At 62.5% G+C, this 25351-nt stretch carries 23 protein-coding genes; 9 read left to right on the top strand and 14 right to left on the bottom strand.

Features of this window, described 5'->3' with window-relative positions; genetic code table 11:
* Positions 1-184: 184 nt before the first annotated feature.
* From rpsD to V6L75_RS19050, 3 genes are all read right to left on the bottom strand, one after another.
* Complete coding sequence (rpsD, locus tag V6L75_RS19060) at positions 185-802, bottom strand: 30S ribosomal protein S4 (RefSeq protein WP_055453829.1); 618 nt, start codon at positions 800-802, stop codon at positions 185-187.
* Positions 803-1041: 239 nt separating this feature from the next.
* Positions 1042-1830: a glutamate racemase gene (gene murI / locus V6L75_RS19055; protein WP_334253060.1), complete on the bottom strand. Its 789-nt coding sequence runs from the start codon at positions 1828-1830 to the stop codon at positions 1042-1044.
* The gene (locus V6L75_RS19050) at positions 1827-2687 is read right to left on the bottom strand and encodes an RNA methyltransferase (protein ID WP_334253059.1); all 861 of its coding nucleotides are present in this window, start codon (positions 2685-2687) and stop codon (positions 1827-1829) included. The genes murI and V6L75_RS19050 overlap by 4 nt, the downstream gene beginning before the upstream one ends.
* Positions 2688-2901: 214 nt before the next feature.
* Between V6L75_RS19050 and pobA the strand changes: the two genes are divergently transcribed.
* The gene (gene pobA, locus V6L75_RS19045) at positions 2902-4071 is read left to right on the top strand and encodes a 4-hydroxybenzoate 3-monooxygenase (protein WP_334253058.1); all 1170 of its coding nucleotides are present in this window, start codon (positions 2902-2904) and stop codon (positions 4069-4071) included.
* On the opposite strand, the gene V6L75_RS19040 is transcribed toward pobA, so the two are convergent.
* The 3 genes from V6L75_RS19040 to V6L75_RS19030 form a co-directional block, all read right to left on the bottom strand.
* The gene (locus V6L75_RS19040) at positions 4065-4982 is read right to left on the bottom strand and encodes a helix-turn-helix domain-containing protein (protein WP_334253057.1); all 918 of its coding nucleotides are present in this window, start codon (positions 4980-4982) and stop codon (positions 4065-4067) included. The genes pobA and V6L75_RS19040 overlap by 7 nt on opposite strands.
* A gap of 230 nt (positions 4983-5212) precedes the next feature.
* Complete coding sequence (gene puuE, locus V6L75_RS19035; RefSeq protein ID WP_334253056.1) at positions 5213-6124, bottom strand: allantoinase PuuE; 912 nt, start codon at positions 6122-6124, stop codon at positions 5213-5215.
* 108 nt (positions 6125-6232) lie between these two features.
* Positions 6233-6628 (bottom strand): hypothetical protein, encoded by a 396-nt coding sequence (locus tag V6L75_RS19030; RefSeq protein ID WP_334253055.1) that lies wholly within the window; start codon positions 6626-6628, stop codon positions 6233-6235.
* Between the two features lie 221 nt (positions 6629-6849).
* Between V6L75_RS19030 and V6L75_RS19025 the strand changes: the two genes are divergently transcribed.
* Genes V6L75_RS19025 through V6L75_RS19015 form a run of 3 tightly spaced genes read left to right on the top strand, consistent with a single transcriptional unit; the run spans position 6850 to position 12039 of the window.
* Positions 6850-7437, top strand: coding sequence for a PadR family transcriptional regulator (locus V6L75_RS19025; protein WP_334253054.1), 588 nt, complete (start codon positions 6850-6852; stop codon positions 7435-7437).
* A 28-nt stretch (positions 7438-7465) separates the two neighbouring features.
* Positions 7466-8566 carry an efflux RND transporter periplasmic adaptor subunit gene (locus V6L75_RS19020; RefSeq protein WP_334253053.1) on the top strand — a complete coding sequence of 367 codons (1101 nt, stop codon included), beginning with the start codon at positions 7466-7468 and terminating at the stop codon, positions 8564-8566.
* Positions 8563-12039 carry an efflux RND transporter permease subunit gene (locus tag V6L75_RS19015; protein WP_334253052.1) on the top strand — a complete coding sequence of 1159 codons (3477 nt, stop codon included), beginning with the start codon at positions 8563-8565 and terminating at the stop codon, positions 12037-12039. Before V6L75_RS19020 ends, V6L75_RS19015 begins: the two co-directional genes overlap by 4 nt.
* Positions 12040-12114: 75 nt before the next feature.
* Here V6L75_RS19015 and V6L75_RS19010 read toward each other — a convergent pair whose 3' ends face one another.
* The 4 genes from V6L75_RS19010 to V6L75_RS18995 all read right to left on the bottom strand — a co-directional run bounded on the left by V6L75_RS19010 (position 12115) and on the right by V6L75_RS18995 (position 15443).
* Complete coding sequence (locus V6L75_RS19010) at positions 12115-13005, bottom strand: CDP-alcohol phosphatidyltransferase family protein (RefSeq protein ID WP_425498808.1); 891 nt, start codon at positions 13003-13005, stop codon at positions 12115-12117.
* A gap of 11 nt (positions 13006-13016) precedes the next feature.
* Positions 13017-13727, bottom strand: a complete 711-nt coding sequence (locus V6L75_RS19005; protein ID WP_334253051.1) for a phosphatidylserine decarboxylase — start codon at positions 13725-13727, stop codon at positions 13017-13019.
* A gap of 96 nt (positions 13728-13823) precedes the next feature.
* On the bottom strand, positions 13824-14747 hold the full coding sequence (locus V6L75_RS19000; protein ID WP_334253050.1) for a LysR family transcriptional regulator: 924 nt from the start codon (positions 14745-14747) through the stop codon (positions 13824-13826).
* Positions 14748-15002: 255 nt separating this feature from the next.
* Entirely contained in the window at positions 15003-15443 is a 441-nt protein-coding gene (locus V6L75_RS18995; RefSeq protein ID WP_425498809.1) for an Lrp/AsnC family transcriptional regulator, read from the bottom strand.
* 121 nt (positions 15444-15564) lie between these two features.
* Between V6L75_RS18995 and V6L75_RS18990 the strand changes: the two genes are divergently transcribed.
* The 3 genes from V6L75_RS18990 to V6L75_RS18980 all read left to right on the top strand — a co-directional run bounded on the left by V6L75_RS18990 (position 15565) and on the right by V6L75_RS18980 (position 17461).
* Positions 15565-16665, top strand: a complete 1101-nt coding sequence (locus tag V6L75_RS18990; RefSeq protein ID WP_334253049.1) for a saccharopine dehydrogenase family protein — start codon at positions 15565-15567, stop codon at positions 16663-16665.
* A 162-nt stretch (positions 16666-16827) separates the two neighbouring features.
* Positions 16828-17067, top strand: a complete 240-nt coding sequence (locus tag V6L75_RS18985; RefSeq protein ID WP_334253081.1) for a DUF4160 domain-containing protein — start codon at positions 16828-16830, stop codon at positions 17065-17067.
* Complete coding sequence (locus tag V6L75_RS18980; RefSeq protein WP_334253048.1) at positions 17054-17461, top strand: DUF2442 domain-containing protein; 408 nt, start codon at positions 17054-17056, stop codon at positions 17459-17461. Before V6L75_RS18985 ends, V6L75_RS18980 begins: the two co-directional genes overlap by 14 nt.
* A 195-nt stretch (positions 17462-17656) precedes the next feature.
* On the opposite strand, the gene V6L75_RS18975 is transcribed toward V6L75_RS18980, so the two are convergent.
* Together V6L75_RS18975 and V6L75_RS18970 are read right to left on the bottom strand one after the other, a co-directional pair.
* On the bottom strand, positions 17657-19582 hold the full coding sequence (locus V6L75_RS18975; protein ID WP_334253047.1) for an ABCB family ABC transporter ATP-binding protein/permease: 1926 nt from the start codon (positions 19580-19582) through the stop codon (positions 17657-17659).
* Entirely contained in the window at positions 19579-20007 is a 429-nt protein-coding gene (locus tag V6L75_RS18970) for an ArsR/SmtB family transcription factor (protein ID WP_334253046.1), read from the bottom strand. The genes V6L75_RS18975 and V6L75_RS18970 overlap by 4 nt, the downstream gene beginning before the upstream one ends.
* A 345-nt stretch (positions 20008-20352) precedes the next feature.
* Here V6L75_RS18970 and V6L75_RS18965 point away from each other — a divergent pair, with 345 nt between their 5' ends.
* Entirely contained in the window at positions 20353-22584 is a 2232-nt protein-coding gene (locus tag V6L75_RS18965) for an NADP-dependent isocitrate dehydrogenase (protein WP_334253045.1), read from the top strand.
* 59 nt (positions 22585-22643) lie between these two features.
* Here V6L75_RS18965 and V6L75_RS18960 read toward each other — a convergent pair whose 3' ends face one another.
* Both V6L75_RS18960 and cutA read right to left on the bottom strand, forming a co-directional pair.
* Positions 22644-23516 carry a bifunctional helix-turn-helix transcriptional regulator/GNAT family N-acetyltransferase gene (locus tag V6L75_RS18960; RefSeq protein ID WP_334253044.1) on the bottom strand — a complete coding sequence of 291 codons (873 nt, stop codon included), beginning with the start codon at positions 23514-23516 and terminating at the stop codon, positions 22644-22646.
* Between the two features lie 74 nt (positions 23517-23590).
* A complete protein-coding gene (cutA, locus tag V6L75_RS18955) occupies positions 23591-23908 on the bottom strand; it encodes a divalent-cation tolerance protein CutA (RefSeq protein WP_334253043.1) in 318 nt (105 codons plus the stop codon).
* Positions 23909-24041: 133 nt separating this feature from the next.
* Here cutA and V6L75_RS18950 point away from each other — a divergent pair, with 133 nt between their 5' ends.
* Positions 24042-25256: an NADP-dependent isocitrate dehydrogenase gene (locus tag V6L75_RS18950; RefSeq protein ID WP_334253042.1), complete on the top strand. Its 1215-nt coding sequence runs from the start codon at positions 24042-24044 to the stop codon at positions 25254-25256.
* The last annotated feature ends 95 nt before the right edge of the window (positions 25257-25351 follow it).

Here is a 25351-nt window from a genome sequence, read left to right as displayed (position 1 = left end):
AGCGTAAGACAACTGAATCTCTCTGCAAACGAGTAGGCCCCGGATCTCCGCTTAGCTCCGTCCGGGGCGACCCAGAATGTGCGGCAGGCCTCAGCGAAACGCCCGCGTAGTGAGCCGCGATACCCCCCCAAATGCGAAAAGGCCGCCCCGGAGGGCGGCCTTTTCTCCAGCTGAGCTGGAAACCTTAGCGCGAATAGAATTCGACGATGAGGTTCGGTTCCATCTGCACTGGGTACGGCACTTCCGAGAAGGACGGCACGCGGGTGAAGGTGACGGTCATCTTGCTGTGGTCAGCAGCCAGGTACTCCGGCACGTCACGCTCGCTCGACTGGGAAGCCTCGAGAACCATGGCGAGCTGCTTGGAGCGGTCGCGGACCTCGATGACGTCGCCCGGGCGGCAACGGTAGCTGGCGATGGTGACGCGCTTGCCGTTGACCTTGACGTGGCCGTGGTTGACGAACTGACGGGCAGCGAACACGGTCGGGACGAACTTGGCGCGGTAGACGATGGCGTCCAGGCGGCGCTCCAGCAGGCCGATCAGGTTCTCGGAGCTGTCGCCCTTCATGCGCGAAGCTTCGGTGTAAACCTTCTGGAACTGCTTTTCGGAGATGTTGCCGTAGTAGCCCTTGAGCTTCTGCTTGGCGCGCAGCTGCACGCCGAAGTCGGAGAGCTTGCCCTTGCGGCGCTGGCCGTGCTGTCCGGGGCCGTATTCACGCTTGTTGACCGGGCTCTTGGAGCGGCCCCAGATGTTCTCGCCCATGCGGCGATCAATCTTGTACTTTACGCTGTGGCGCTTCGACATCGCTGTTTCCTTGTGTCGGTTGGCTCATTTTATAAGGAAACGCGCCCTCCTTTACCCCGTTCGCAAGGAACAGGATCGACAGGGGTCCAGCTGAACGGCGCCGGCCGGAAAACCCCACGGGTGCGTGGACCGGCGAGGCAAAGCCCCGCACGGATCGCGGGTGCATAGACGAGGCAAGGGCGAATGTCAAATGGCGGCAGGCATCTCAGCCATTTTTGCGCGCAATCCTGCGGTTTTTCCTAAACCAGCAAGGAGAGGCCAAAGCCCTGCATTAGGCGGCGGGTGGCAAAGTCCGGCGAGTCTGACGTGAAAACCACACGGTCAGGCCGGGAATCGGCGCGCAGCGCTTCCATCGCCGGCACAATGCGCCGCGCCTGCCGGGCGATGGCCTCGGCCGGATCGATCCAGTCCACCGGCCAGGGGGCAAGGCGGCGGAAGACATTGGCAAGGAAAGGGTAATGGGTGCAGGCCAGCACAACGATATCCGTGCGTGCGCCTTCTTTTTCATAGAAGCAATCGCGGATCTCAGCCGCCAGTGCCTCGTCATCAACGCCCTCGCCCCGGATATAGGCCTCTGCCATGCTGGCGAGATTGACCGAGCCGACCAGCCGGACATGGCACTGGCTGGCAAAGGACTGGATGAGATCGCGCGTATAGGCGCGCTTCACCGTGCCGGGCGTAGCCAGAACCGACACGAGACCGGAGCGGGTGCGCTCGGCTGCCGGTTTGATGGCTGGCACCGTGCCGACGAACTTCATGTGCGGGAAGGCGGCTCGCAGATCCGCCCCGGCAAGGGTGAAAGCTGTATTGCAGGCCACCACCGCCACTTCCGGGTCAAACCGGTGCAGCAGATCGCGGAACAGGGAGATGAGCCGCGCCTTCAGCGCCTCTTCCTCCCAGCTGCCATAGGGAAAGCCTGCATCGTCGGCCACATAGACAAAGCTGCGCTCGGGCATCAGCACCCTCGCCTCGCGCAGCACCGTGAGCCCGCCTATGCCTGAGTCAAAGACGAGCACCGGTTTTGTCATTCGTGGTCACCCTCTCGCGCAGCCTCTTCGCCCGCGCCGTCCTCACTGACACGGCGGGCGCCATCCGGCTGGTCCTTGCGCGGCCGCGTGGGCCGGCCTTCCAGTGCCGCGATGATGCCGCGAAGCGTCTTCACTTCCTGGTCGGTCAGCGTGGCCTTCTGGAAGATATTGCGGATATTGCGGACAATGTGTGGCCGCCGCTCGACGGGACGGAAAAAGGACACCCGGTCCAGCGCCCCTTCGAGATGCTCGAACAGGCGCAGGATATCGTCCTTGGCCGCCGGCGGGTTGGATTCCACATCAAGGCCGAAGGGCAGCGCACCAGCAGTTGCCGTCTTGCGCCACTCGTAGGCGCAGACAAGCACCGCTTGGGCGATGTTGAGCGAGGCGAAGTTCGGATCGACCGGCAGCGTCAGGATTTCGTCTGCCAGCGCCACTTCCTCGTTGTTGAGGCCCCAGCGCTCGCGCCCGAAGAGATAGCCTGTGGCCATGCCCTTGGCGCCCAGCGGCACGACCCTGGCCGCGGCCTCATCCGGACCGCGCACGGGCTTGGCGACTTCCCGCGGGCGGGCGGTGGTGGCGTAGACAAGAGTGAGATCGGCAATTGCCGCCTCGACACTGTCGAACACCTGCACCTTGTCGATCACGTGGTCGGCACGGGAGGCGGCGGCGCGGGCCTTCTCGCTCGGCCAGCCGTCACGCGGGTTGACGATGCGCAGGTCGGTCAGGCCGAAGTTGGCCATGGCACGGGCGGCCGTGCCGATGTTCTCGCCAAGCTGCGGTTCGCACAGGATGACGGCCGGCGGGCGCACGTCCACGCTCAGGGCTTCATCGCGGATATTTGCGTTTCTGGTCATGGGCCGGGGATTTAGCGGAAAGTGGCGGCAAATTCCAGCGCCGGCAGCAGCGCAGATGCCTCTTGCGGCCAAATTGTCCAACTGATTGCGGCGGATCGTCCATTCATGCAGCGGGCCGGCGCAGCCATCATGGGCGCAAGAGGACGGGCAAGGCCGTTTCCCTCACCGGGAAGCGCGGGAGATCCCGTCCGCATGAGGAATGAGGAGGAACTCCATGCGCACTCAGGTCGTCATCATTGGCGCGGGCCCATCCGGCTTGCTGCTGTCCCAGCTGCTGCATCTTGCAGGCGTCGAGAGCGTCGTGCTGGAACGCAAGAGCCCGGATTATGTGCTCTCGCGCATTCGCGCCGGCGTGCTGGAACAGGGCATGGTCCAGATGCTGGAAAAGGCAGGCGTGGCGGAGCGCATGCACAAGGAAGGGCTGCCGCATGACGGCTTCACCTTGTCGGTCGGAGACACACGCCTGCGCATGGATCTCAAGGGCCTGACAGGCACGCCGGTGATGGTCTATGGCCAGACAGAAGTCACCCGCGACCTGATGGAGGCGCATACGGCCCGGGGCGCTCAGGTAATCTATGACGCCGAAGACGTGACGCCGCTGGATTTCGATACGGATCATCCCCGCGTGGCCTGGAAGAAGGACGGGGTGACCCACGAGATCGCCTGCGACTTCATCTGCGGCTGCGATGGCTATCATGGCGTGGCGCGGGCGAGCGTTCCAGAAAAAGCCATCACGACATATGAAAAGATCTATCCCTTTGGCTGGCTTGGCATTCTCTCGCATGTTCCGCCCTGCGACCATGAGCTGATCTATTCCAACCACCCGCGCGGCTTTGCCCTCGCCTCCATGCGCTCGCACACCCTCAGCCGCTACTACGTGCAGGTGCCGCTGGACACGCCGCTGGAGGAATGGCCGGACGAGCGCATCTGGGACGAGCTGAAGCTGCGCCTCGGCGAGGAAGCCGCAGCCAACATGAAAACCGGCCCTTCCATCGAGAAGAGCATTGCCCCGCTGCGCAGCTTTGTCGCCGAGCCGCTGCGCTTTGGCCGGCTGTTCCTGGCCGGTGACGCCGGACACATCGTGCCGCCCACCGGCGCCAAGGGCCTGAACCTTGCCGCCTCGGACATCCACTACCTGTCATCCGGTCTCATCGAATATTACGGCGAGAAGTCCAGCGCAGGCATCAACGCCTATTCGGCCAAGGCGCTGGCACGCATATGGAAGGCGGAACGCTTCTCCTGGTGGATGACCACCCTGCTGCACCAGTTCCCGGAACTGGGCAGGTTCAACGCCCGCATCCAGCAGGCCGACATGGACTATCTGGCCAGCTCCAAAGCCGCCCAGACCAGCCTTGCCGAAAACTACGTGGGGTTGCCTTACTGAGAAGGGTTCTGCCGGGCAGCATCGGAAAGGGTGCTGTCCGGCGCGCCGCTCATGTGGCGGGCGCGGAAGTCGGCGGGGGCTTCGCCGGTTTCCTTGCGGAAGACGCGGGAGAAATAGGCCGGGTCCTCGAAGCCGAGGTCATAGGCGACCTGCGAGACGGAAAGCCCCGAGAAGGCCAGCAGGCGCTTGGCTTCCAGAATGAGCCGGTCGCGCACATTCTGCGCCACGGTGCGGCCCGTAAACAGGCGGCAATAACGGTTGAGCCGCTGCACCGTCAGGCCCATTTCAGCCGCATAGGCCTCCGCCCCTTGCCCGCTTCGGAACATATCTTCCACCAGCTGGCGGAAACGGAACAGGGAGAAGCCGGGCGTCCGGTCGGCAGAACCCGCCACATCACCGGGAAAGACGATCAGCAGGCTGAGGGCCACCAGTGGCCGGAAGAAGGCCCGCCGCCGTGCGCCTTCGTCAAACTCCCGCGCCATCTCTCCGAAATAGAACGATAGCCGTGCCTCATGCCCTTGCGGATGCAGGAGCGTGTTTCCAGCCGAGGTCAGCGCCGCCCGCTCCGCATCGCTGCGGCTCTCGCCACCCGCCACCAGATAGTCGGGCGTGAAGGACACCACATAGCCTTCCGTTTCCGGTGAAAAGCTCCAGCCATGCAGCACGCCCGGCGGCGTGAAGGCAATGCCGCCCGCCCGGATCTGCCGCTCCCCATCCGCCTCGATCAGCCGCCCGCCGCCCTTCGAGATATGGAGGATCTGCGCCAGATGTTGATGGGCATGCAGCTCCAGCTGCCAGCCCAGCGCCAGCGACCGCGCCCGGATCGTTTCAATGTGAAAGAAATCAAATTCGGAAGCGCCTTCCGTCTCACCATAGAGGTGATAACGCGGCAGGGATGCTGCGGCGCTCATCGGGTGGGGCCTTGCAGGAAACACAGGTGCCGCCGTTTTTCACGGCAGGCCCCTCCGCCCCCCTCCCCCTTATGGGCAGTGTTTACAACGGACCACCAGGCAGGCTCCGTGCGCCCAAAGTGAACAGTGCCCCCCTGGAGGGGAGCTGAAACGCCGCACCATGCGAACAAGCTTGCGCTCTGCCACCCGAACAACCCGCTCCCCATCACCATCCCCTCCCCGGCAGCCATTCAGCCAGCCGCGTGGTGGGCATGCCAGTGCCAGGCGATGTCGATGCGCCGGGCGAGCCAGACCTTTTCATGTGATGCGACATAATCCAGAAACCGGGCCAGAGCCGCAGCACGGCCAGGGCGGCCCACGAGACGGCAGTGCAGGCCGATGTTCATCATCTTCGGGCTGCCAGCCTCGCCTTCGGCATAGAGCGTGTCGAAACTGTCCTTCAGATAGGCAAAAAACTGATCGCCGGAGTTGAAGCCCTGAGGCGTGGCAAAACGCATGTCGTTGGCGTCCAGCGTGTAGGGGATCACCAGATGCGGACCGGAGGGGCCTTCCACCCAATAGGGCAGATCATCGGCGTAGCTGTCGCTGTCATAGAGGAAGCCGCCCTCCTCCATCACCAGCTTGCGGGTGTTCATGGAGCAGCGGCCGGTGTACCAGCCAAGCGGACGCGAGCCGGTAACTTCCTCATGCAGGCGGATTGCCTCCTGCATATGCGCCCGCTCTTCCTCTTCCGTCATGTTGGCATATTCGATCCACTTGAGCCCGTGGGAAGCGATTTCCCAATCGGCCTCCTTCATGGCCGCCACCACATCCGGATTTCGCGCGAGTGCGGTGGCAACACCATAGACGGTGACCGGGATATTGCGGCTGGTGAACATGCGCCACAGGCGCCAGAACCCTGCACGCGAGCCATATTCGTAGATGGATTCCATGTTCCAGTGGCGCTGGCCGGGCCAGGCCTGCGCGCCGACGATCTCGGACAGGAAAGCTTCGGAGGCGGCATCCCCGTGCAGGATGTTGTTCTCCCCGCCTTCCTCGTAATTGATCACGAACTGAACAGCCACATTGGCCTCACCGGGCCATTGCGGATCAGGGATCTGGCGGCCATAGCCGATAAGATCACGCGGGTAGGATGCGTCCATGCGCCTTCAAATCCTTTTGCAAATCAACTCGCAAACAGGATCCATGGAAGCCGGAACAGGCCGCTTTGGCAAGCCGTGTTCTGAGGGCAGGCACTGCAAAGAGATTAATCAGCCGCGCCGCACCGTCCGCTGCGGGGTGGAGCGCACCGGCACCGGGATCAGAGCCGGCTCACCCGGCAATCCCCTGTAAGCCTGTTCGCGGCGGCCACGGCCGCTGTCATTCCCGCCATCGCGCGGCAGCATCATGACGGCCGTTCCCATGGCGGCGGAGCCCAGCGTGATGATGAAGCCGAAGGCGAGCAGGATGACTGGCACTGCCGGCTCGCTGGCATTGGCAACCAGATCGTAGAGCCCGCCCGCATTGGAGGCAAAAAGACCACCCACCACCACAAGCGCGACGGCAGAACCGGACAGGGCATTGACCGCCAGAAGCCGCAACAACGGATTCTCGGGGAGAAACCTGGCCTTACGAAGACTGAGGCGCAGACGGGGCAGAAAGGGCATGAACGGAGCCTCCTCATGCGGCGAAGCAATTTCGCCCTTCTGAAACAATGCCCCTCCCCGCCCTGGCAATCAATCCTCCAAAAGGCGGCAAAACGTCTCTTTGAATTTTACCTTTCCGCCCTCTTAAAGTTCGTTTCGTGAACTCTATATACTCATCCGATATATATCGGTATGATACATCGAAAGCCCGCTTTCCGGACCTTCGCCAGGGAACCATCCAGATGAGTGTACGCCGCCTCTGCCTTGCAATGCTCTCGGCAGGAGATGCCACTGGATACGAAATCCGCAAGGAATCGACCTCGGGCTGTTTCAGCTATTTTGAAGATGCCAGCTACGGGTCGATCTATCCGGCTCTGGCAAAGCTGGAAGCGGATGGTCTCGTCACCATGCGGGAGGAGAGGCTGCCCGGCAAACCCGCCCGCAAGGTCTACAGCATCACGCAGGCCGGACGTGCTGCCCTGCTGGACATGCTGCAGGAAGAGCTGCCGCCCGACATTTTCCGCTCTCCGTTCCTTCTGGTGGCCATGTGCGCAAACCAGGCCGGCGGGGCCGCCATACGCAGGGCATTGGACCAGCAGATCGAGCAGACACGCTCCAAGCTTAATCAGCTGAGCGAGCTGAGGTCACGGCTGCCGGACACACCGGCGACCAAAGGCATGCTCTGGAGCATCTGCTTCGGCATCGACTGCATGACCCGGAAGATCGAATATCTGGAGGCCAACCGCGCAGAGCTGGAGACCATCGCTGATGGCAATGCCGCGCAGGAAAAAAGCCCTCCAGTCATCCAGACACCGCTGGCCGCCGAATAAGCAGGCCCTGACCAACGGAGCGAGTTCGATGCGTGTTAATTTTTCTGTGCTGCTGGCCGCAGGGATTGCCGGTGGCGTTGGCCTGTGGATGTGGAGCGGCACACTGGTGGTCGGCGGATTGGGGGACGAAGCCCATGCCGCTCCCCCCATTGCCGAGAGGCAGAACGCTGCGGATGTGAAACCCTTCCGTGTCCAGGTTGCACGGCTGGTAGCAGAGCCCCGATCGGCCATGCTGGAGGTGCGCGGCAGTACCGAAGCATTTGCCAAGGTTTCCGTGCGCGCCGAAACAGCGGGGCGGATCGTCGAACGCCCGGCCCGCGAAGGCGGCACTGTTAGCGCTGGCGATGCGCTTTGCGTGATAGACAAAGGCACCCGCGAGGCCCGCGTTCTGGAGGCCAAGGCCGCTCTGGCACAGGCCCGCGCCGACTATGACGCGGCAACACAGCTCAGCACGAAAGGCTTTGCCACGGAAAACCGCGTGGCTGCGCTGAAGGCATCTCTCGATGCCGCCGATGCAAGACTTCAGGAAGCCGAGCTGGAGCTGGACCGCACCATCATCCGCTCGCCCATTGCCGGCGTGGTGGAAAGCCCGATGGCCCGCGTCGGTGATCACCTCTCGGTGGGCGCGGCCTGCGGCACGGTGGTGAACTCCGACCCGATGATCGCCATCGGTCAGGTCTCGGAACTGAACATATCCGGCCTCAGCCTCAACATGCCAGCCACCGTCGAGCTGGTTGGCGGAACGAAGATGGAAGGCCGTGTGCGCTACATCGCGCCGGCCGCCAATCCCGACACACGCACCTTCCGCATCGAGGTGGAACTGCCCAACCCGGACGGCCTTGCCCGAGACGGTGTCACCGCCGTTACATGGCTGGAGCTGTCGAAAGGTCAGGCACACCGCGTCAGCCCGGCAATCCTGACGCTGGATGATGATGGGCGTGTCGGTGTGCGCAGCGTGGACAAGGACAACAGGGTGCGTTTCCTGCCCGTCTCGATTGCGGGCGGCGAAAGTGATGGCATCTGGATCACCGGCCTTCCGGATACGGTGGACGTCATCACCGTCGGACAGGATTTCGTCGGTGAGGGCCAGCTGGTCGAGCCGGTGATGAACGGGGAGGCAAAGGGATGATCAGCGCACTTGAGGCCATCCTGCGCCGGCCTAAGACGGTGCTCATGCTTCTGCTGGCGCTCGTCTTGGGCGGGACGCTCAGCTACATCACCATCCCCAAGGAAGAGAACCCGGATATCGACGTCCCGGTCTTCTACGTCTCCATTGCCCAGCAGGGCATCTCACCTGAGGACGCGGAGCGCCTGCTGGTGCGCCCCATGGAAACGGAGCTGCGTGGCCTTGACGGCCTGAAGGAGCTGACAGCTATCGCGTCAGAAGGCCATGCCGGTATCGTGCTGGAATTCGACATCTCGTTCAACAAGGACGAGGCCATGTCGGATGTGCGCGACAAGGTGGATCAGGCCAAGTCGAAGCTGCCTGCGGATGCGGAAGAACCCACGATCTCCGAAACCAACTTTGCGCTTGCCCCGACACTAACCGTTGCCCTGTCCGGCAATGTCCCCGAGCGCACACTCTACACCTATGCCCGGCGGCTCAAGGACCAGATCGAGGCGGTGGACACCGTCCGCTCCGCTGATCTGGCCGGACACAGGGAAGAGCTGCTGGAAGTGCTGATCGACAGCCGCAAGCTGGAATCCTACGCGATCACCCAGCAGGAGCTGATCACCTCCCTGACGCAGAACAACCAGCTGGTGCCGGCCGGTTTCCTCGACAGCGGTTCAGGCCGTTTCAACGTCAAGGTTCCCGGCCTTCTGGAGACGGGGGAGGATGTCTATTCCCTGCCGCTCAAACAGGCTGGCGAAGGCGTCGTCACGCTGGGCGATGTGGCTGAGATCCGCCGCACCTTCAAGGACGCCACCTCCTTTATCCGCGTCAACGGCGAACCGGCGATTGCGCTCAATGTCACCAAGCGCATTGGCACCAATGTGATCGAGAACAACGCCGCTGTCCGCGCCGTGATTGCAGAAGCTTCGAAAGACTGGCCCCAGACAATCCGCGTCAGCGTCATGCTCGACATGTCGGAGAACATCTTCGAAGTGCTCGGCTCGCTGCAGTCCTCGATCCTGACCGCGATCTTCCTCGTCATGGTGCTGATCGTCGGCTCGCTGGGCCTGCGCTCGGCGCTTCTCGTCGGCCTTGCCATCCCGACGTCCTTCATGGTCGGCTTCCTGATCCTGACCGGCCTCGGCTATACCGTGAACATCATGGTGATGTTCGGCCTGGTCTTGACCGTCGGCATGCTGGTGGATGGCGCCATCGTCATGGTGGAATACGCCGACCGGAAGATCGCCGAGGGCATGGAGGACCGGGAAGCCTACATCCGCGCGGCCAAGCTCATGTTCTGGCCCATATTCTCCTCCACGGCAACGACCCTCGCCGCCTTCCTTCCCATGCTGATGTGGCCGGGTGTGGCAGGCGAGTTCATGAGCTATCTGCCCATCATGGTGATCATCGTGCTGGCGGCCTCGCTGCTGACGGCGACGGTGTTCGTTCCGGTCACGGGCGGTCTGTTTGCGACAGTATCTCACTGGGTGGAGCGGCACGCTGCGCTGCTGCTAGCGCTGGTTTTTTCGAGCCTTGCAGCATCTGCCGTTCTTGTGGCGCCAGCCCTCAAGGCCCTTCCGGCACTGGCAGTCTATGGCCTTGCCGTTGCAGCCTTCGTGGCGGCAGGCTTCGTCAGCCACAGGCTTCTTGTTCCTGCAGTGGCGCTCCTGAAACGGCGAGCCGCATCACGGGCGGAAGACGCGCGCCAGGAAGCAGAAGCCCTCTCCGGCAGCCATGCCTTTGACGTGCGCGATGTCCGCGGCCTCACCGGCCTTTACGTGCGCGGGCTGAAGCTGCTGGCTGGCAACCCCATTGGCAATCTTGTTGCCATTGCCGCCATGGCTGGGGTTTGCGCCATCATCACCATTGGCTTCATGACCCACAGCACCGGTGTCGAGTTCTTCGTGGATGAGGAACCGAAGCAGGCGGTCGTTCTGGTCTCAGCCCGTGGCAACCTGTCAGCCGCCGAGGCCCGCGACATCGTCATGGGTGTCGAGCGGGAAGTGCTGCAGACTGCAGGCGTGATGAACGTTATCACATCAGCCTTCCCACCTGGTGGCAGCGGCGGCGGTCCCAAGATGGACGGTGTGCAGGACAAGCCCGCCGACGTGATCGGCGAATTGCAGCTGGAGTTCGAGGACTATTGCTGCCGCCGCAAGGCCGTTGAGATCTTCCAGGAAATCCGCGAGCGCACGGCCCCTCTGCCCGGCATCAAGGTGGAAACCCGCAAGATCGAGGGCGGCCCGCCAACGGGCAAGGATATCCAGCTTGAAGTGAAATCCACCGACTACAAGACGCTGGTGGAAACGGTTGCCCGCGTCCGCGCGCATGTGGACACCATGCCCGACCTGATCGATCAGGAGGATGACCGGCCTCTGCCCGGCATCGAGTGGCAGATCTCAATCGACCGGGAACAGGCCGGCCGCTATCAGGCGGCAATTGTCCCGGTGGGCAGTATGGTGCAGCTTGTCACCAACGGTGTGCTGATCGGCAAGTACCGTCCGGGCGACAGCGAGGACGAGGTAGACATCCGCGTGCGCCTGCCGCGCGATGAGCGCACGCTCGACCGGTTTGACGAGTTGCGCCTGCAGACACCGCTTGGTCTTGTGCCGCTGGCCAACTTCATTGAGCGGGAGGCAGCACCAAAGGTTTCCTCCATCACCCGCCGGGACGGCCTTTATTCGATGATGGTGAAGGCAACGGTAGATCCTGCTTCCGGTTTCACGCCGGACGACAAGGTGAAGGAGTTGAATACCTGGCTGTCCACCCAAACCTGGCCTTCCAATGTGATCCTGAAGTTCCGCGGTGCGGACGAGGACCAGAAGGAGTCCGGCGAATTCCTGATGAAGGCAATGATCGCATCACTCTTCCTGATGTTCCTGATCCTGCTGACCCAGTACAACTCCTTCTATCAAACCTTCCTGACCCTCACGACCGTGGTTCTGTCAGTGTTCGGCGTGCTGCTGGGCATGTGGGTGACGGGGCAGAAATTCTCGATCATCATGACAGGTACCGGCATTGTCGCGCTGGCAGGCATCGTGGTGAACAACGCCATCATCCTGCTGGACACGTTCAACCGCTTCCGCGAAGACGGTATGCCGGCCCTGGATGCCATCCTGAAAACCTCGGCCCAGCGCCTCAGGCCGATCATGCTGACCACCATCACCACGATTGCAGGCCTCATCCCGATGGCCACGCAGATCAATCTGGATTTCCTGAACCGGGAAATCGCTCTTGGCGGTGTCACATCCGGCTGGTGGGTGCAGCTGTCCACCTCCGTCATCTTTGGCCTCGGCTTCTCAACCCTGCTCACGCTGGTGCTGATCCCGGTGATGATTGCGATGCCCGGCGTCTGGGCGCGCTTTGCGGTGAAGCTCTGGCAGCGGATGACAGGCAGCAGACCGGGCTCCGGACAGGATTCAGATAAGGATATGGGTCAGCAGGCCGCCAACAGCCCTGGCGTCCCGATGACCAGCGCCGCCGAATAGGCCCAAGGCCCTGAAAAACAAAGCCCCCGTCCAACGAACGGGGGCTTTGTGCATTTCCTGACCTGCAAGATGCCTTCAGGGCGTATCGTCGCTTCCCTTTTCGCCCAGATGATCGAGATCCGTCTCGCTATCGTCTCCGTCACCGTCCTCCTTGGGCATGGTCTTGTCCGAGCGCACGTAGGACCGGTAGCTGCGCAGGGCAAAGGGAATCGACGCGAGATAGGCAAGTGTCCCCACTGTCAGCATCTCGAACGGATAACTGACGGTCAGCGCCACCACCAGCACCGCCAGAACAAACATCGGCAGCACCAGATCACGCCGGACGCGCAGGCCCACCTTCTTGCCGGAGAAGGTCGGCAAGCGGCTGATCATCAGGAACCCGATGCAGACCGTATAAAGCGCGACAAGCGGGGCAAACTCGGGCCAGTGCGGCAGCACGCCCAGAAATTCCAGATAGATGGGCAGCAGCACAGTCAGCGCACCAGCAGGAGCCGGGACGCCGGTGAAGAAATTCACCGACCAGACAGGCTTGTCCGGATCATCCAGCGCCGCATTGAACCGAGCCAGACGAAGGGCCGCACAGATGGCAAAGGCGAGCGCGGCAATCCAGCCAAGCGACTTCACCTCGTTGAGCAGCCAGATGTAGAGCATCAGCGCCGGGGTGACGCCGAAATTGACGAAATCAGCCAGCGAGTCGAGTTCCGCCCCGAAGCGTGATGTTCCCTTCAGCAGCCGCGCCACGCGCCCATCCACCGCATCCAGCACTGCTGCAATCAGCACAGCGCCGACCGCATAGTCCCAGCGGCCCTCGAAGGCCATGCGGATACCGGTCAGACCAGAGCAAAGTGCAAGAAGCGTGACAAGATTGGGCAGGATGAGCCGCATGGGCACCTGCCGGAAACGCCCCGGCCGGCGCCGCTTACCGTCGTCGTGGCCTGGTTCATAACTGGCGAAGGGCGTCTCCAAAGGCGTTCTCCTCAGCTGACCCGGGTGATGTGCTGCACGGTTTCCGGCCCGGCACGCAGGTCGGCCAGCACGGTTTCGCCTGCAATCATCGTCTGACCCATGGCGACTTTCGGCACGGTGCCGATCGGCATGTAGATGTCGAGGCGCGAGCCGAAGCGGATCAGGCCGAAGCGCTCGCCCGCACCAATCGTCTCGCCCTCGCGCACGAAGCAGACGATGCGGCGGGCCACAAGTCCGGCGATCTGAACGACACCGATTTTCGTGCCTCCGTTCTCGATCACGAGGCCGTTGCGCTCGTTGAATTCGCTTGCCTTGTCCAGCTCGGCGTTGAGAAACTTGCCCGGCTTGTAGGCCACCCGCGCGATGCGGCCGCCAACAGGGGCGCGGTTCACGTGGCAATTGAACACATTCATGAACACGGAGATGCGCATCATCGGTTCAGTACCAAGCTCTGCCGCCAGTTCCGCAGGAGGCACACAGGGGCCGAGCTGGTTGACAACGCCGTCTGCCGGCGAAATCACCAGACCGTCACCCACCGGCGTGACGCGCACCGGATCACGGAAGAAGTAGCAGACCCAGCCTGTGAGAAAGAGCCCGATGTAGAACAGCGGAGCAAGGAACCAGCCAAGGATCAGCGTTGCCACAAGGGCGATGGCGACGAAGGGCCAGCCCTCCCGGTGGATGGGAACAAAGGCCTTGGTGATGGTATCGGCAAGCGACATGGGTTTTCCCGCTGATATTGGGTCCGGAGCCGGAGATTGAAACGAACTGCCTCTCTCTTAGTGCCTTTGCCGCCGCAACTGAACCCCGAAAGTTTCTCAGCCCTCCATTGCTCCAGCCTGCCGGTAGTCAGTTTCCCAATAGGCAGGATTGCCATATTTTCCGGTCAGGAAGTCAGCCAGCACGCGGGCCTTTGGCATCATCGCGCGCCCCGGCGGCGCGACGGCCCAGATGGCACCGGTTCTTGTCACCGGAAAATCTGTCATGACCGCCACCAGCCGGCCATCGCGCAGATCCTCCCACACATGGGCAAGCGACTTCACCGCCAGTCCCAGCCCCAGCAGAGCCGCGTCATAGGCAAAGTCACCATTGTCGCCGCTGATCGCGGCGTCGACGGGACAGGCGATCTCCCCCTGAGGACCCTCGAAATACCAGACCGGCATGGAGCGGAAACTCAGGCAGTCATGCCGGGCAAGGTCTGCGGGCGTCTCCGGCATGCCTTTGCGGGCGAGATAAGCAGGCGAAGCACAGAGGACGCGGGGGTTTCCGGCAAGCCGTCGTGCCCGAAGAGTGGAATCGGCAAGCGGGGCTCCCCGGATGGCAAGATCATAGCCCTCCGCCAGCAGGTCAACGATGCGGTCCGAGAAGTCCAGCTGGAGCCGGAGCTCCGGATAGAGGTCACGGAACTCGGCCAGATAGGGCAGCACATGCTTGCGGCCAAAGAACATATTGAGAGAGACACGCAGCGTGCCGCGCGGTCTGGCCGCCTCATCCTCCAGTTCGCGCAAGGTGCCGTCGAGCAGATCCAGCGCCTCGCCAGCCCGGCGCAGGAGCAGTTCCCCCGCGTCGGTCAGCTGAAGACGGCGTGTTGTTCGGCTGACCAGCTGCACACCGGCGTCACGCTCCAGCGACGCCAGACGGGAACTGGCGGCGGATGGTGACAGTCCGGTCTCGCGCCCCGCGGCGGAGAGGTTTCCGAGAGCTGCAGCCCGGACAAAAAAACGGAGGTCCTCTAGCCGCATTATCCGGATCCTTGGGAAGGTTTATTCGATATTGGCCAGATTATCAGAAATCAACGGAGATGCGAAGGTGGCTGCAAATCCACTCCAGCGGAGATACAGTCATGATGCACACAGGCGGCTACTACGAACACCGGGCCAGACAGGAACGCGCTTTGGCCTTGCGGCAAGCCTGGCACGGTTTGCGGCACTTGGTGAGCAGGCTCGTCCATCACCCGCGCCCGGCAAATCACCGGCGTGCCGAAACCGGGCGCCAGTTCAGCGCTGGATGCGCGTGGACAGGATGATGGATGAAAGCGTGCGCTCAACGCCGTCAAGTTCGCCAATCCGGTCGATCAGATGGTCCAGCTCCGCGACGGAAGCAGCCTCGACGATGGCGATGAGATCATGGCTGCCGCTGACCGAATGCAGCTGGCGCACTTCGCGGATGCCAGCCAGCTCCGCACTCACGAGCGCCAGCGCCTTGGGCACCAGCGTGATCAGCACATGCGCCTTCACCTGCGCCGCCTCATAAGCCTGCGACAGGCGCAGGCCATAGCCGGTGATCACCCCCGCCTGCTCCAGCCGCTCGATGCGCGCCTGCACCGTGGTGCGCGACAGGCCAAGGCGGCGCGCCAGTTCGGCCACCGGCATGCGGGCGTTTTCGGACAGAAGGCCGATCAGGGCCCGGTCAGCCTCAGTGATAGTCAAAGTGTTCATCAGCTTCGTCATTCTGATCAAATTGCAGCTTCATAATGCCATATCCGCAGCTGTGAATCGACACGTCTTTCGCTCATGCTGAACTACATAACGCCCGGAAAGGGCCAGAGGGGTTCGACACATGAAGACCATTGCCATCATTGGCGCCGGCAAGATCGGCGCAACCATTGCCCGGATGCTCACCGGCTCCGGCGACTACCGGGTCACTGTCATTGACCGTTCGCCCGCCGAGCTGGCAGCTCTTTCCGGTGAACCTGCCATCGAAACGCTGCCACTGGACATCAGCGACGGCGCAGCACTGACGGCAGCACTCACCGGCAAGTTTGCCGTCTTGAGCGCTGCCCCCTTCCACCTGACGATCGCCATCGCGGAAGCCGCTGCCAAGGCTGGCGTGCATTATCTAGACCTGACGGAAGATGTGGCCGCCACCCGGCGGGTGAAGGAGATCGCCGCCACAGCGGGCACTGCCTTCATCCCTCAATGCGGCCTGGCCCCGGGCTTCATCTCCATCGTGGCCAATGATCTGGCGCGCCGTTTCGACAGCCTCGACACTTTGCGCATGCGCGTCGGCGCGCTGCCGCAGTACCCGTCCAACGCGCTCAACTACAATCTGACCTGGAGCACGGACGGGGTGATCAACGAATATATCGAGCCCTGCGAGGCCATTGTGGACGGCCATATGGCCGAAGTGCCGGCCTTGGAAGAGCGCGAGGAATTCGCCCTTGATGGCGTCACTTACGAGGCCTTCAACACCTCCGGCGGGCTCGGCACCCTGTGCGAAACGCTGAAGGGCAAGGTGCGGACGCTCAACTACAAGACCATCCGCTATCCCGGCCACGCAGCCATCATGAAGGCGCTGCTGAACGACCTTGGACTACGCCACCGGCGCGAGGTGCTGAAGGACATTCTGGAAAACGCCCTGCCCGCCACCCTGCAGGACGTGGTGATCATCTTCGTCACCGCCAGCGGACGCCAGAACGGCCGCCTTCTGCAGGAGACCTATGCCAGCAAGGTCTACAGCGGCGTCATCGGCGGGCGGCTCTACAGTGCCATCCAGATCACCACAGCCAGCGGCATCGCCGCCGTGCTGGACATGCTCGCCACCGGCCAGCTGCCGCAGCAGGGCTTCCTCCGCCAGGAAGACATCCCCCTCCCCGCCTTCCTCGCCAACCGCTTCGGCCACGCCTATGCCCAGGACGCAGGGCACCGCATGGCGGGGTGAGACGCGCTTTTTTTTTCACGCAAGCTCACCGCAGACACCGGCCCGCGCTTATGCAAAGCTGCGGGCCGTTTCATATGCTGCTGCTCGCGAAGCGTGCTTGTATCGCCACCTTGAATTCCCAAGCGGTTGGGTTTATCTTTCGGGGAAGTTCGGTTGCCGACAGTGCTCAGTTTTGACGGCCTGCGAGTGGTGATCTATCCGAACGATCACAGGCCCGCCCATGTGCATGTGATCGGCAGGGGCAAGGAAGCGGTGCTCCTGTTGAACTGTCCAGATGGCCCGGCTGATGTTCGGGAGAATTTTGGTTTCTCCGGCCGGGAGCTGCAGCATATCGTGACAGGGCTTGCCGCCAGCATTACCGCCCTCTGTCAGAAGTGGAGTGAAGTCCATGGATCTTACTGAAAAGGCGCTTGCAGATGCCAAGAGCCGGGGCGGAGAGGCACGCAGCGGCGGGTATGCCGTGAGTGCCAGCTATGATGCGGCACAAAGCCGTCTTGTGGTTGAACTCGACAGCGGCGTGATCTTACTGGTCCCGGTACACTTGGTGGAAGGGATCGCAGGGGCAAATCCGGAAACTCTGCAGGATATTGAGCTCAGCCCCTCCGGGCTTGGCCTGCACTGGCCAAAGCTGGACGCCGATGTCTATGTGCCCGCACTTCTGCAAGGCATCTTCGGCACAAGGCGCTGGATGGCCGCACAGCTTGGCGCCTCGGGAGGCAAGGCTTCCAGCCCTGCTAAAGCCTCCGCCGCCCGCAGCAACGGCGCCAAAGGCGGCCGGCCTCGCAAGCAGGCGTGAGCGGGACATTGGATGACGCAGATACGTCCCTGAAGGGTTACGGCGTAGTGGGGATGCTTTGCCGGCATGGAGCGAAGGCATATCCTCCAGCCGTCATGCTGCCCCTGCCTCACCACTGCCACGGCGGTCACCCCGGATCTCCGCTTCGCTGCGTCCGGGGTGACTCTGAAGCAAGGTGACAGGTCTTCCGAGCCTTCACATCCCTTCCAGTTCCCCCGCCTTATGTCCACGCACAACGACGCCGAGTTCGTCCGCTTCCCTTGCAGCACGCAGGCGCTCTTCGGCTTCGTCGGCCTCGCGTTGGCGGCTCCACATGGAGGCATAGAGGCCACCCTTGGCGAGCAGCTCCGCATGGGTGCCGCGCTCGGCGATGACACCGGCCTGCAGCACGAGGATCTGGTCCGCATTGACCACGGTGGACAGGCGGTGGGCGATGACCACAGTCGTCCGGTTGCGGGAAACCTGATCCAGCGCCGACTGAATCTCACGCTCCGTATGGGTATCTAGGGCCGAAGTCGCCTCGTCCAGAATGAGGATGGGCGGAGCCTTCAGGATGGTACGGGCGATGGCAACGCGCTGCTTCTCGCCGCCGGAGAGCTTCAGTCCGCGCTCGCCCACCTCGCTGGCATAGCCCTTGGGCAATGTCTCGATGAAGCTGTCGATCTGTGCCATCCGGGCAGCGGCGCGCACATCTTCATCCGCGGCATCCGGACGGCCATAGCGGATGTTGTAGGCGATGGTATCGTTGAACAGCACCGTATCCTGCGGCACCATGCCGATGGCCTGACGCAGGCTTTCCTGCGTCACATCACGCACATCCTGCCCGTCAATGGTCACCCGTCCGCCGGTGACATCATAAAAGCGGAACAGCAGCCGGGAGATGGTGGACTTGCCCGCCCCCGAGGGCCCGACGATGGCGACCGTGTTTCCGGCTGGAACCTCGAAGCTGATGCCCTTGAGGATCGGACGGTCCGGATCATAGTGGAACACCACATCTTCAAAGCGGATAGCGCCGGAGCCGATGGCGAGCGCCGGGGCGCCCGGCTTGTCCTCGATTTCGGCAGGGACGGCGAGGACGGCGAACATCGCCTCGATATCGGCAAGCCCCTGCCGGATCTCGCGGTAGATAAAGCCCACGAAATTGAGCGGAATGGCGATCTGCAGCAGCAGCGCATTGATCAGCACGAAATCGCCGATGGTCTGTTCTCCCGCCATCACCGAGCGGGCGGAGAGGATCATGCAGGCCGCCGTGCCGATGCCCAGAATGAAGGACTGGCCGAAGTTGAGCCAGGCAAGCGAGGTCCAGGTGCGGGTTGCTGCGCGCTCGTAAACCGCCATGGAGGCATCAAAGCGGGCGGCCTCCATCTTCTCGTTGCCGAAATATTTCACCGTTTCGAAGTTGAGCAGGCTGTCGATGGCCTTGGAATTGGCTTCCGTATCGCTCTCGTTCATCTCGCGGCGGATGGAAATGCGCCAGTTGGACGTTTGCACCGTGAACCAGACATAAGCGGCGATCATCAGCGCCACGATGATCACATAGGCAAAGCCGAACTGGTACCAGATGATGCCCGCCATGATGGCGAATTCCAGGAGGGTCGGGATGCCGTTGAGGATGGTGAAGCGGACAATCGCCTCGATGCCCTTCACGCCGCGCTCGATCACCCGGCTGAGCCCGCCCGTGCGGCGGGACAGGTGAAAGCGCAGCGACAGGCGGTGCAGATGCGAGAAGGTGATGAAGGCGAGCTGGCGCACCGCGTGCTGGCCGACACGGGCAAACAGCGCATCGCGGAACTGGTTGAAGGCCACGGCCAGAACGCGGGCGGCATTATACGCCACCACGAGCATCATCGGCGCCACCAGAAAGCCCGGCAGGCCCATGGTTTCACCGGTCAGCGCATCAGAGGCCCAAGCGAAGAAATAGGGTGAAGCGACCGTGACGAGCTTGGCCACCACCAGCGCCAGCACCGCCCAGATCACGCGCAGCTTCAGATCTGCCCGCCCTTCCGGCCAGATATAGGGCCACAGGTTGGCGAGCGTGGTCATGGTCGAGCCATCGTCCGCACTTACCTTTGCCGGGCCAGAGCCAAAGCTAGAGCCATGGGGATTTGCACGTCTTGTCATTCTTGTCTCTCCCGCGCCTGTAAGCTGGTCCGTGCGGCGGTCATGATTTGCGAAAAAAAGCTTTCAGCTTCAGCCAGAAGGCGCGAGCCGGCAGCGTCATCGCCTGCCAGAAAGGCCTCGTTGATCCGGTAGGAGCAGGTGCGCCCGCGAATTTCGCAGGTCAGAAGCCCCGATTCCTTCAGCACCTGCAGATGCTGGGACACGGTGGACTGGGCAAGCGGCAGGCAGCCGACAATCTCGCCGCAGCAGGCCTCCTGACGGGCGATGATTTCCTTCAGGATGCCGATACGTACCGGATGGCCAAGGGCCCGGAACAGATCGGCCAATGCCACAGACTCTGCGTTCCGGCAGAGATTTTCTTTCGGGGCACAGCAACCGCTCACGCCGGTGCCGAGATCCGGCCGCTCAGCGTCATGACTGGACATGATCTCTCCCTCTGCCTGCCAGCGCCACCAAGGCCCGCAGGTCCATTCATCGTCTAGATACGATGAATACTCTGCCCCGCCAAGCCGGAAAGGAATTTTATGCGGGAGAAGCCTCCGTTACCGGCGCCCGCCTGCCCGGCATCCCGGATGAGGACAGCATCAAGCCGGCCTCAGGGTTTTCGCTTGATTGCCTTTTCCCCCGCGTTTGTTAGAACTCCTTGCGGATTTCCGGTTGCGGCAGGCGCCCGGAAATTGCGCACAACTGTATACGTGTCTATGGTGGCGCTCTCCGGAGTTGCCCCGGCACCTCCGCCTGACCGTTTCAAACTGTGGGAATGATTGAACATGGCCGATACCGGACGTCCCGACATCATCTACACCAAGGTCGACGAAGCGCCTGAACTGGCGAGCGCGTCCTTCCTGCCGATCATCAAGGCTTTTGCCAAGCCGGCCGGGATCTCCATCGGCACCAAGGACATTTCGCTGGCAGGCCGCATCCTCGCAGCCTTCCCGCAGTATCTGACGGATGCGCAGAAGCAGTCCGACGATCTGGCCGAGCTTGGCCGTCTGGTGATCGAGCCGGATGCAAACGTCATCAAGCTGCCGAACATCTCCGCCTCGCAGCCGCAGCTCAATGCTGCGATCAAGGAACTGCAGGCACAGGGCTATGCCATCCCCTCCTATCCGGACAATCCGGCAACGGACGAGGACAAGGCCGTGAAGACCGCCTATGACGCGATCAAGGGGTCGGCCGTGAACCCGGTTCTGCGCGAAGGCAATTCTGACCGCCGTGCCCCGAATGCGGTGAAGGAATACGCCAAGAAGAACCCGCATTCGATGGGCGCCTGGCTGCCCACCTCCAAGACCCATGTCGCCACCATGGGCAAGGACGACTTTGCCGCCAACGAAAAGTCCGTGACGGTTGCCGCCGCTTCAGCAGGCACCGCACGCATCGAGTTCGTGGCCAAGGAAGGCGCGGTCACCGTGCTGAAGAATAACCTGAAGCTCACCGAAGGCGATGTGCTGGACGCCACCTTCATGAGCGCCAAGGCCCTGACCGCTTTCCTCGAGAAGGAAATTCAGGATGCCAAGGACAAGGGCGTGCTCTTCTCCGTGCACCTCAAGGCCACGATGATGAAGGTCTCCGACCCGATCATCTTCGGCCATGTGGTCAAGACCTTCCTGAAGGACCTCTTCGCCAAGCACGCCGCCACCTTCGCTGAAATCGGCGTCAACCCGGACCTCGGCATCGGCGATCTGGAAGCCAAGATTGCCACCCTGCCTGCTGACAAGGCGGCTGAGATCAAGGCCGACCTCAAGGCTGCGCTCGACAATGGCCCGGCCATGTACATGGTGAACTCCGACAAGGGCATCACCAACCTGCATGTCTCGTCCGACGTCATTATCGACGCCTCCATGCCTGCCCTCATCCGCGCTGGCGGCAAGGGCTGGGGCCCGGATGGCAAGGAACATGACGCCAAGTGCGTGATCCCGGACTCGTCCTATGCCGGCGTCTATGACGCGGTGATCGAATTCTGCAAGAAGAACGGCGCGCTTGACCCGTCCAAGATGGGCACCGTGCCGAACGTCGGCCTGATGGCCCAGAAGGCCGAGGAATACGGCTCGCACCCGCAGACCTTCAAGGCCCAGGCCGATGGCTCCATCCGCATCGTTGATGCGGCCGGCACCACGCTGCTGGAGCATGCGGTTGAAGGCGGCGACATCTGGCGCGCCTGCCTCACCAAGGACGCCCCGATCCGTGACTGGGTGAAGCTCGGCGTCAGCCGCGCCCGCCTCTCCGGCATGCCGGGCGTATTCTGGCTGGACAAGAACCGCGCCCATGATGCCGAGCTGATCAAGAAGGTGGAAGCCTATCTGCCGGAGCATGACACCAGCGGGCTGGACCTGCAGATCATGTCCCCGAGCGATGCAGCCCGCTACTCCACGGAGCGGATTGCCAAGGGCCTCGACACCATCTCCATCACCGGCAACGTGCTGCGCGACTACCTGACGGACCTCTATCCGATCCTGGAAGTCGGCACCTCGGCCAAGATGCTGTCCATCGTGCCGCTGATGAACGGTGGCGGTCTGTTTGAAACGGGCGCCGGCGGCTCTGCCCCCAAGCACGTGCAGCAGCTGGTGGAAGAGAACTACCTGCGCTGGGACTCCCTCGGCGAATTCTGCGCCCTCGGCGCCTCGCTGGAGCATCTGGCCCAGGTCAAGTCCAACGCCAAGGCCCAGGTTCTGGCCGACGCACTGGACAAGGCCATCGAGAAGCTGCTGGACAACGACAAGTCCCCGCAGCGCAAGGTCGGCCAGCTCGACAACCGCGGCAGCCACTTCTATATCGCGCTCTATTGGGCACAGGGCCTTGCCGCACAGGACAAGGATGCCGAACTGAAGGCGTATTTCGCCCCGGTCGCAGAGGCCCTGACGGCCAATGAAGCGAAGATCGTGGCGGAACTGAACGGTGTGCAGGGCAAGGCTGCCGACCTCGGCGGCTATTACCACGCCCCGGCGGACAAGGTCGCTGCCGTCATGCGCCCGAGCGCCACGCTGAACGCCATCATCGGCTGAGGCTGGTCAGCACTTTGAATGCAGAAGGGGCGGTCCACCGGGCCGCCCTTTTTTAAGTATCAAAGCCGCTTTTCGAAGAAGAAATCCGGATAGGGATCATCGTTGAAGCGGCCGATTTCGGTCCAGCCTTCCTTGCGATAGAAATTGACCGCCTCGGGCAAAGCCTTGTTCGTATCTAGGCGCAGCAGGCTGATGCCCAACTCCCTTGCGGCCTCTTCGGTCTTCGCCATCAGCTTGCGGGCAAGGCCAAGGCCACGGGCGGCAGGCGAGACCCACAGGCGCTTGATCTCCGCATAGCCTTTGTTGGTGCCCTTGAGCCCGGCGCAGCCCAAAGGCATGCCGTCCGAGAGAGTGACAAAGAACGCGCCCTTGGGCCGCATCATACTTTGCGCGTCCGGATCTGCAGACAGCGACACCTGAAAGCCGCCCTCGAACCGCCGGTCCAGCTCGGCATAGTATTGCTCAAGGCAGTAGCGTGCGGTTTCAGAGCGCGGGTCCACTTCCTCGAAGCTCCAGCGCTCACGCCCCAGCGCCGAGGCAATCAGATCCATGGCCTCCAGCAGGGCCTGAGGATGGGCATGGCTTTGCAGCAGCCGTTCGGCACGCTCGTCGGACAGGTTCTCGTAGATCTCGAACTCTGCCTGCCCGGCGGCAGTCAGCTGCGCCCGGCGTTTGCGGGCATCATCCGGGTCCGGCAAGACCTCGATCATCCCCTCCTCCTCCAGGGAGCGGAGAAGACGGCTCATCAGCCCGGAGTCGAGCCCGAGATAGGACCGCACGTCCGCCACATCCGTGCGGCCATGCCCGATGGCGTTGAGAACACGGGCCGCACCCAGCGGGCGGCCACGGCCAAGAAATGACGTGTCCAGCGCGCCCACCTCGGAAGTGACGGCACGGCTGAAACGGCGGAAACGGGAGATATCGTTCAACATGATTTACCTGACTTAAGTCAGATAAAAAGAGTTGTCAAAGGAATCTACCTGAATAAATGTCATCTCATTCGGCATCACTCCCGAACCGGCACCTGCTCGCGTACCCACTCCATATAGGCCGGGCTGCCTTTCACCACCTCGAAGGCATAGACCGCAGGCAGGTCGTAGGAATGGAGGCGCTGAATGAGGGCTTCGAGAGCGGGATAGGCCTCCGCTGCCGTCTTCATCGTCAGGCGCACCTCCCCGCCCTCATTGACCTTGCCGTCCCACATATAGAGGCTGGTGATCTCCTCCATGTGCACACAGGCCGCCAGCCCGGCCTCCACGGCGGCACGGGCGATCGTCCGCGCTTCCTCTTTCGCCTCCGTTGTCGTGCAAACAGCAAGAAGCATGGCTATGGTTCCTTCAGATATGTGCCGGCAAGTGGCAGGATCAGCGGGAAATCGCCGCTTGCCTGACCGGCATCAAAATCGTATACACGCGAACACAATCCAGTTTCCGCAACCCAGACGAGGCCCAGAACCCATGGCAAAGATCAAGGTAGCGAACCCGGTCGTCGATATCGATGGCGACGAGATGACCCGCATCATCTGGCAGTTCATCAAGGACAAGCTCATCTTCCCCTATCTGGATATCGATCTCGACTATTACGACCTGTCGATCCAGAAGCGCGACGAAACCGGTGACCAGATCACCATCGATGCGGCCAATGCCATCAAGAAGCACGGCGTTGGCGTCAAATGTGCGACGATCACCCCCGATGAAGCCCGCGTCGAGGAATTCAGCCTGAAGAAGATGTGGAAGTCGCCGAACGGCACCATCCGCAACATTCTGGGCGGCGTCATCTTCCGCGAGCCGATCATCATCCGCAATGTGCCGCGTCTGGTGCCCGGCTGGACCCAGCCGATCATCGTTGGCCGCCATGCCTTCGGCGACCAGTACCGCGCCACAGACTTCCGCTTCCCCGGCAAGGGCAAGCTGACGATCACCTTCAAGGGCGAGGACGGCAGCGTCATCGAGCACGAGGTCTATGATGCCCCGTCCGCCGGCGTCGCCATGGCCATGTACAATCTCGATGACAGCATCATCGATTTTGCCCGCGCCTCCTTCAACTACGCCCTGCAGCGCGGCGTGCCCTGCTATCTCTCCACCAAGAACACGATCCTGAAGGCCTATGACGGCCGCTTCAAGGACCTGTTCCAGGAGGTCTTCGACAAGGAGTTCAAGGACGCCTATGCAGAAAAGAAGATCTGGTACGAACACCGCCTGATCGACGACATGGTCGCGTCGGCCCTGAAGTGGTCGGGCGGCTATGTCTGGGCCTGCAAGAACTATGACGGCGACGTGCAGTCGGACATCGTAGCGCAGGGCTTCGGCTCGCTGGGCCTGATGACATCCGTGCTGATGACGCCGGATGGCAAGACGGTGGAAGCGGAAGCCGCCCACGGCACCGTCACCCGCCACTTCCGCCAGCACCAGCGCGGCGAGCAGACCTCCACCAACCCGATCGCCTCGATCTTCGCCTGGACTCGCGGCCTTGCCCACCGGGCCAAGCTGGACGGCAATGCGGAACTGGCAAACTTCGCCCAGACGCTGGAAAAGGTCTGCATCGAAACGGTGGAAGCCGGCTTCATGACCAAGGACCTCGCCCTGCTCGTCGGTCCGGACCAGAACTGGCTGACCACCACCGGCTTCCTCGACAAGATCGAGAGCAACCTGCAGAAGGCCATGGCGGCCTGAGCCTTTCCGGTAGCAAGACAAGATATTGAACGGCCCGGGCCTCCCCCGGGCCGTTTGTGTTCCCCCCCTGCGGTCAGGTGCGAACGCAGTATGCT

Origin of the sequence: Pannonibacter anstelovis (assembly GCF_036881715.1) — a bacterium.
Taxonomy (GTDB): Bacteria; Pseudomonadota; Alphaproteobacteria; order Rhizobiales; family Stappiaceae; genus Pannonibacter; species Pannonibacter anstelovis.
Note: the sequence above shows the minus strand (reverse complement) of the source record. Positions and strands in the feature narration are given on the sequence as shown.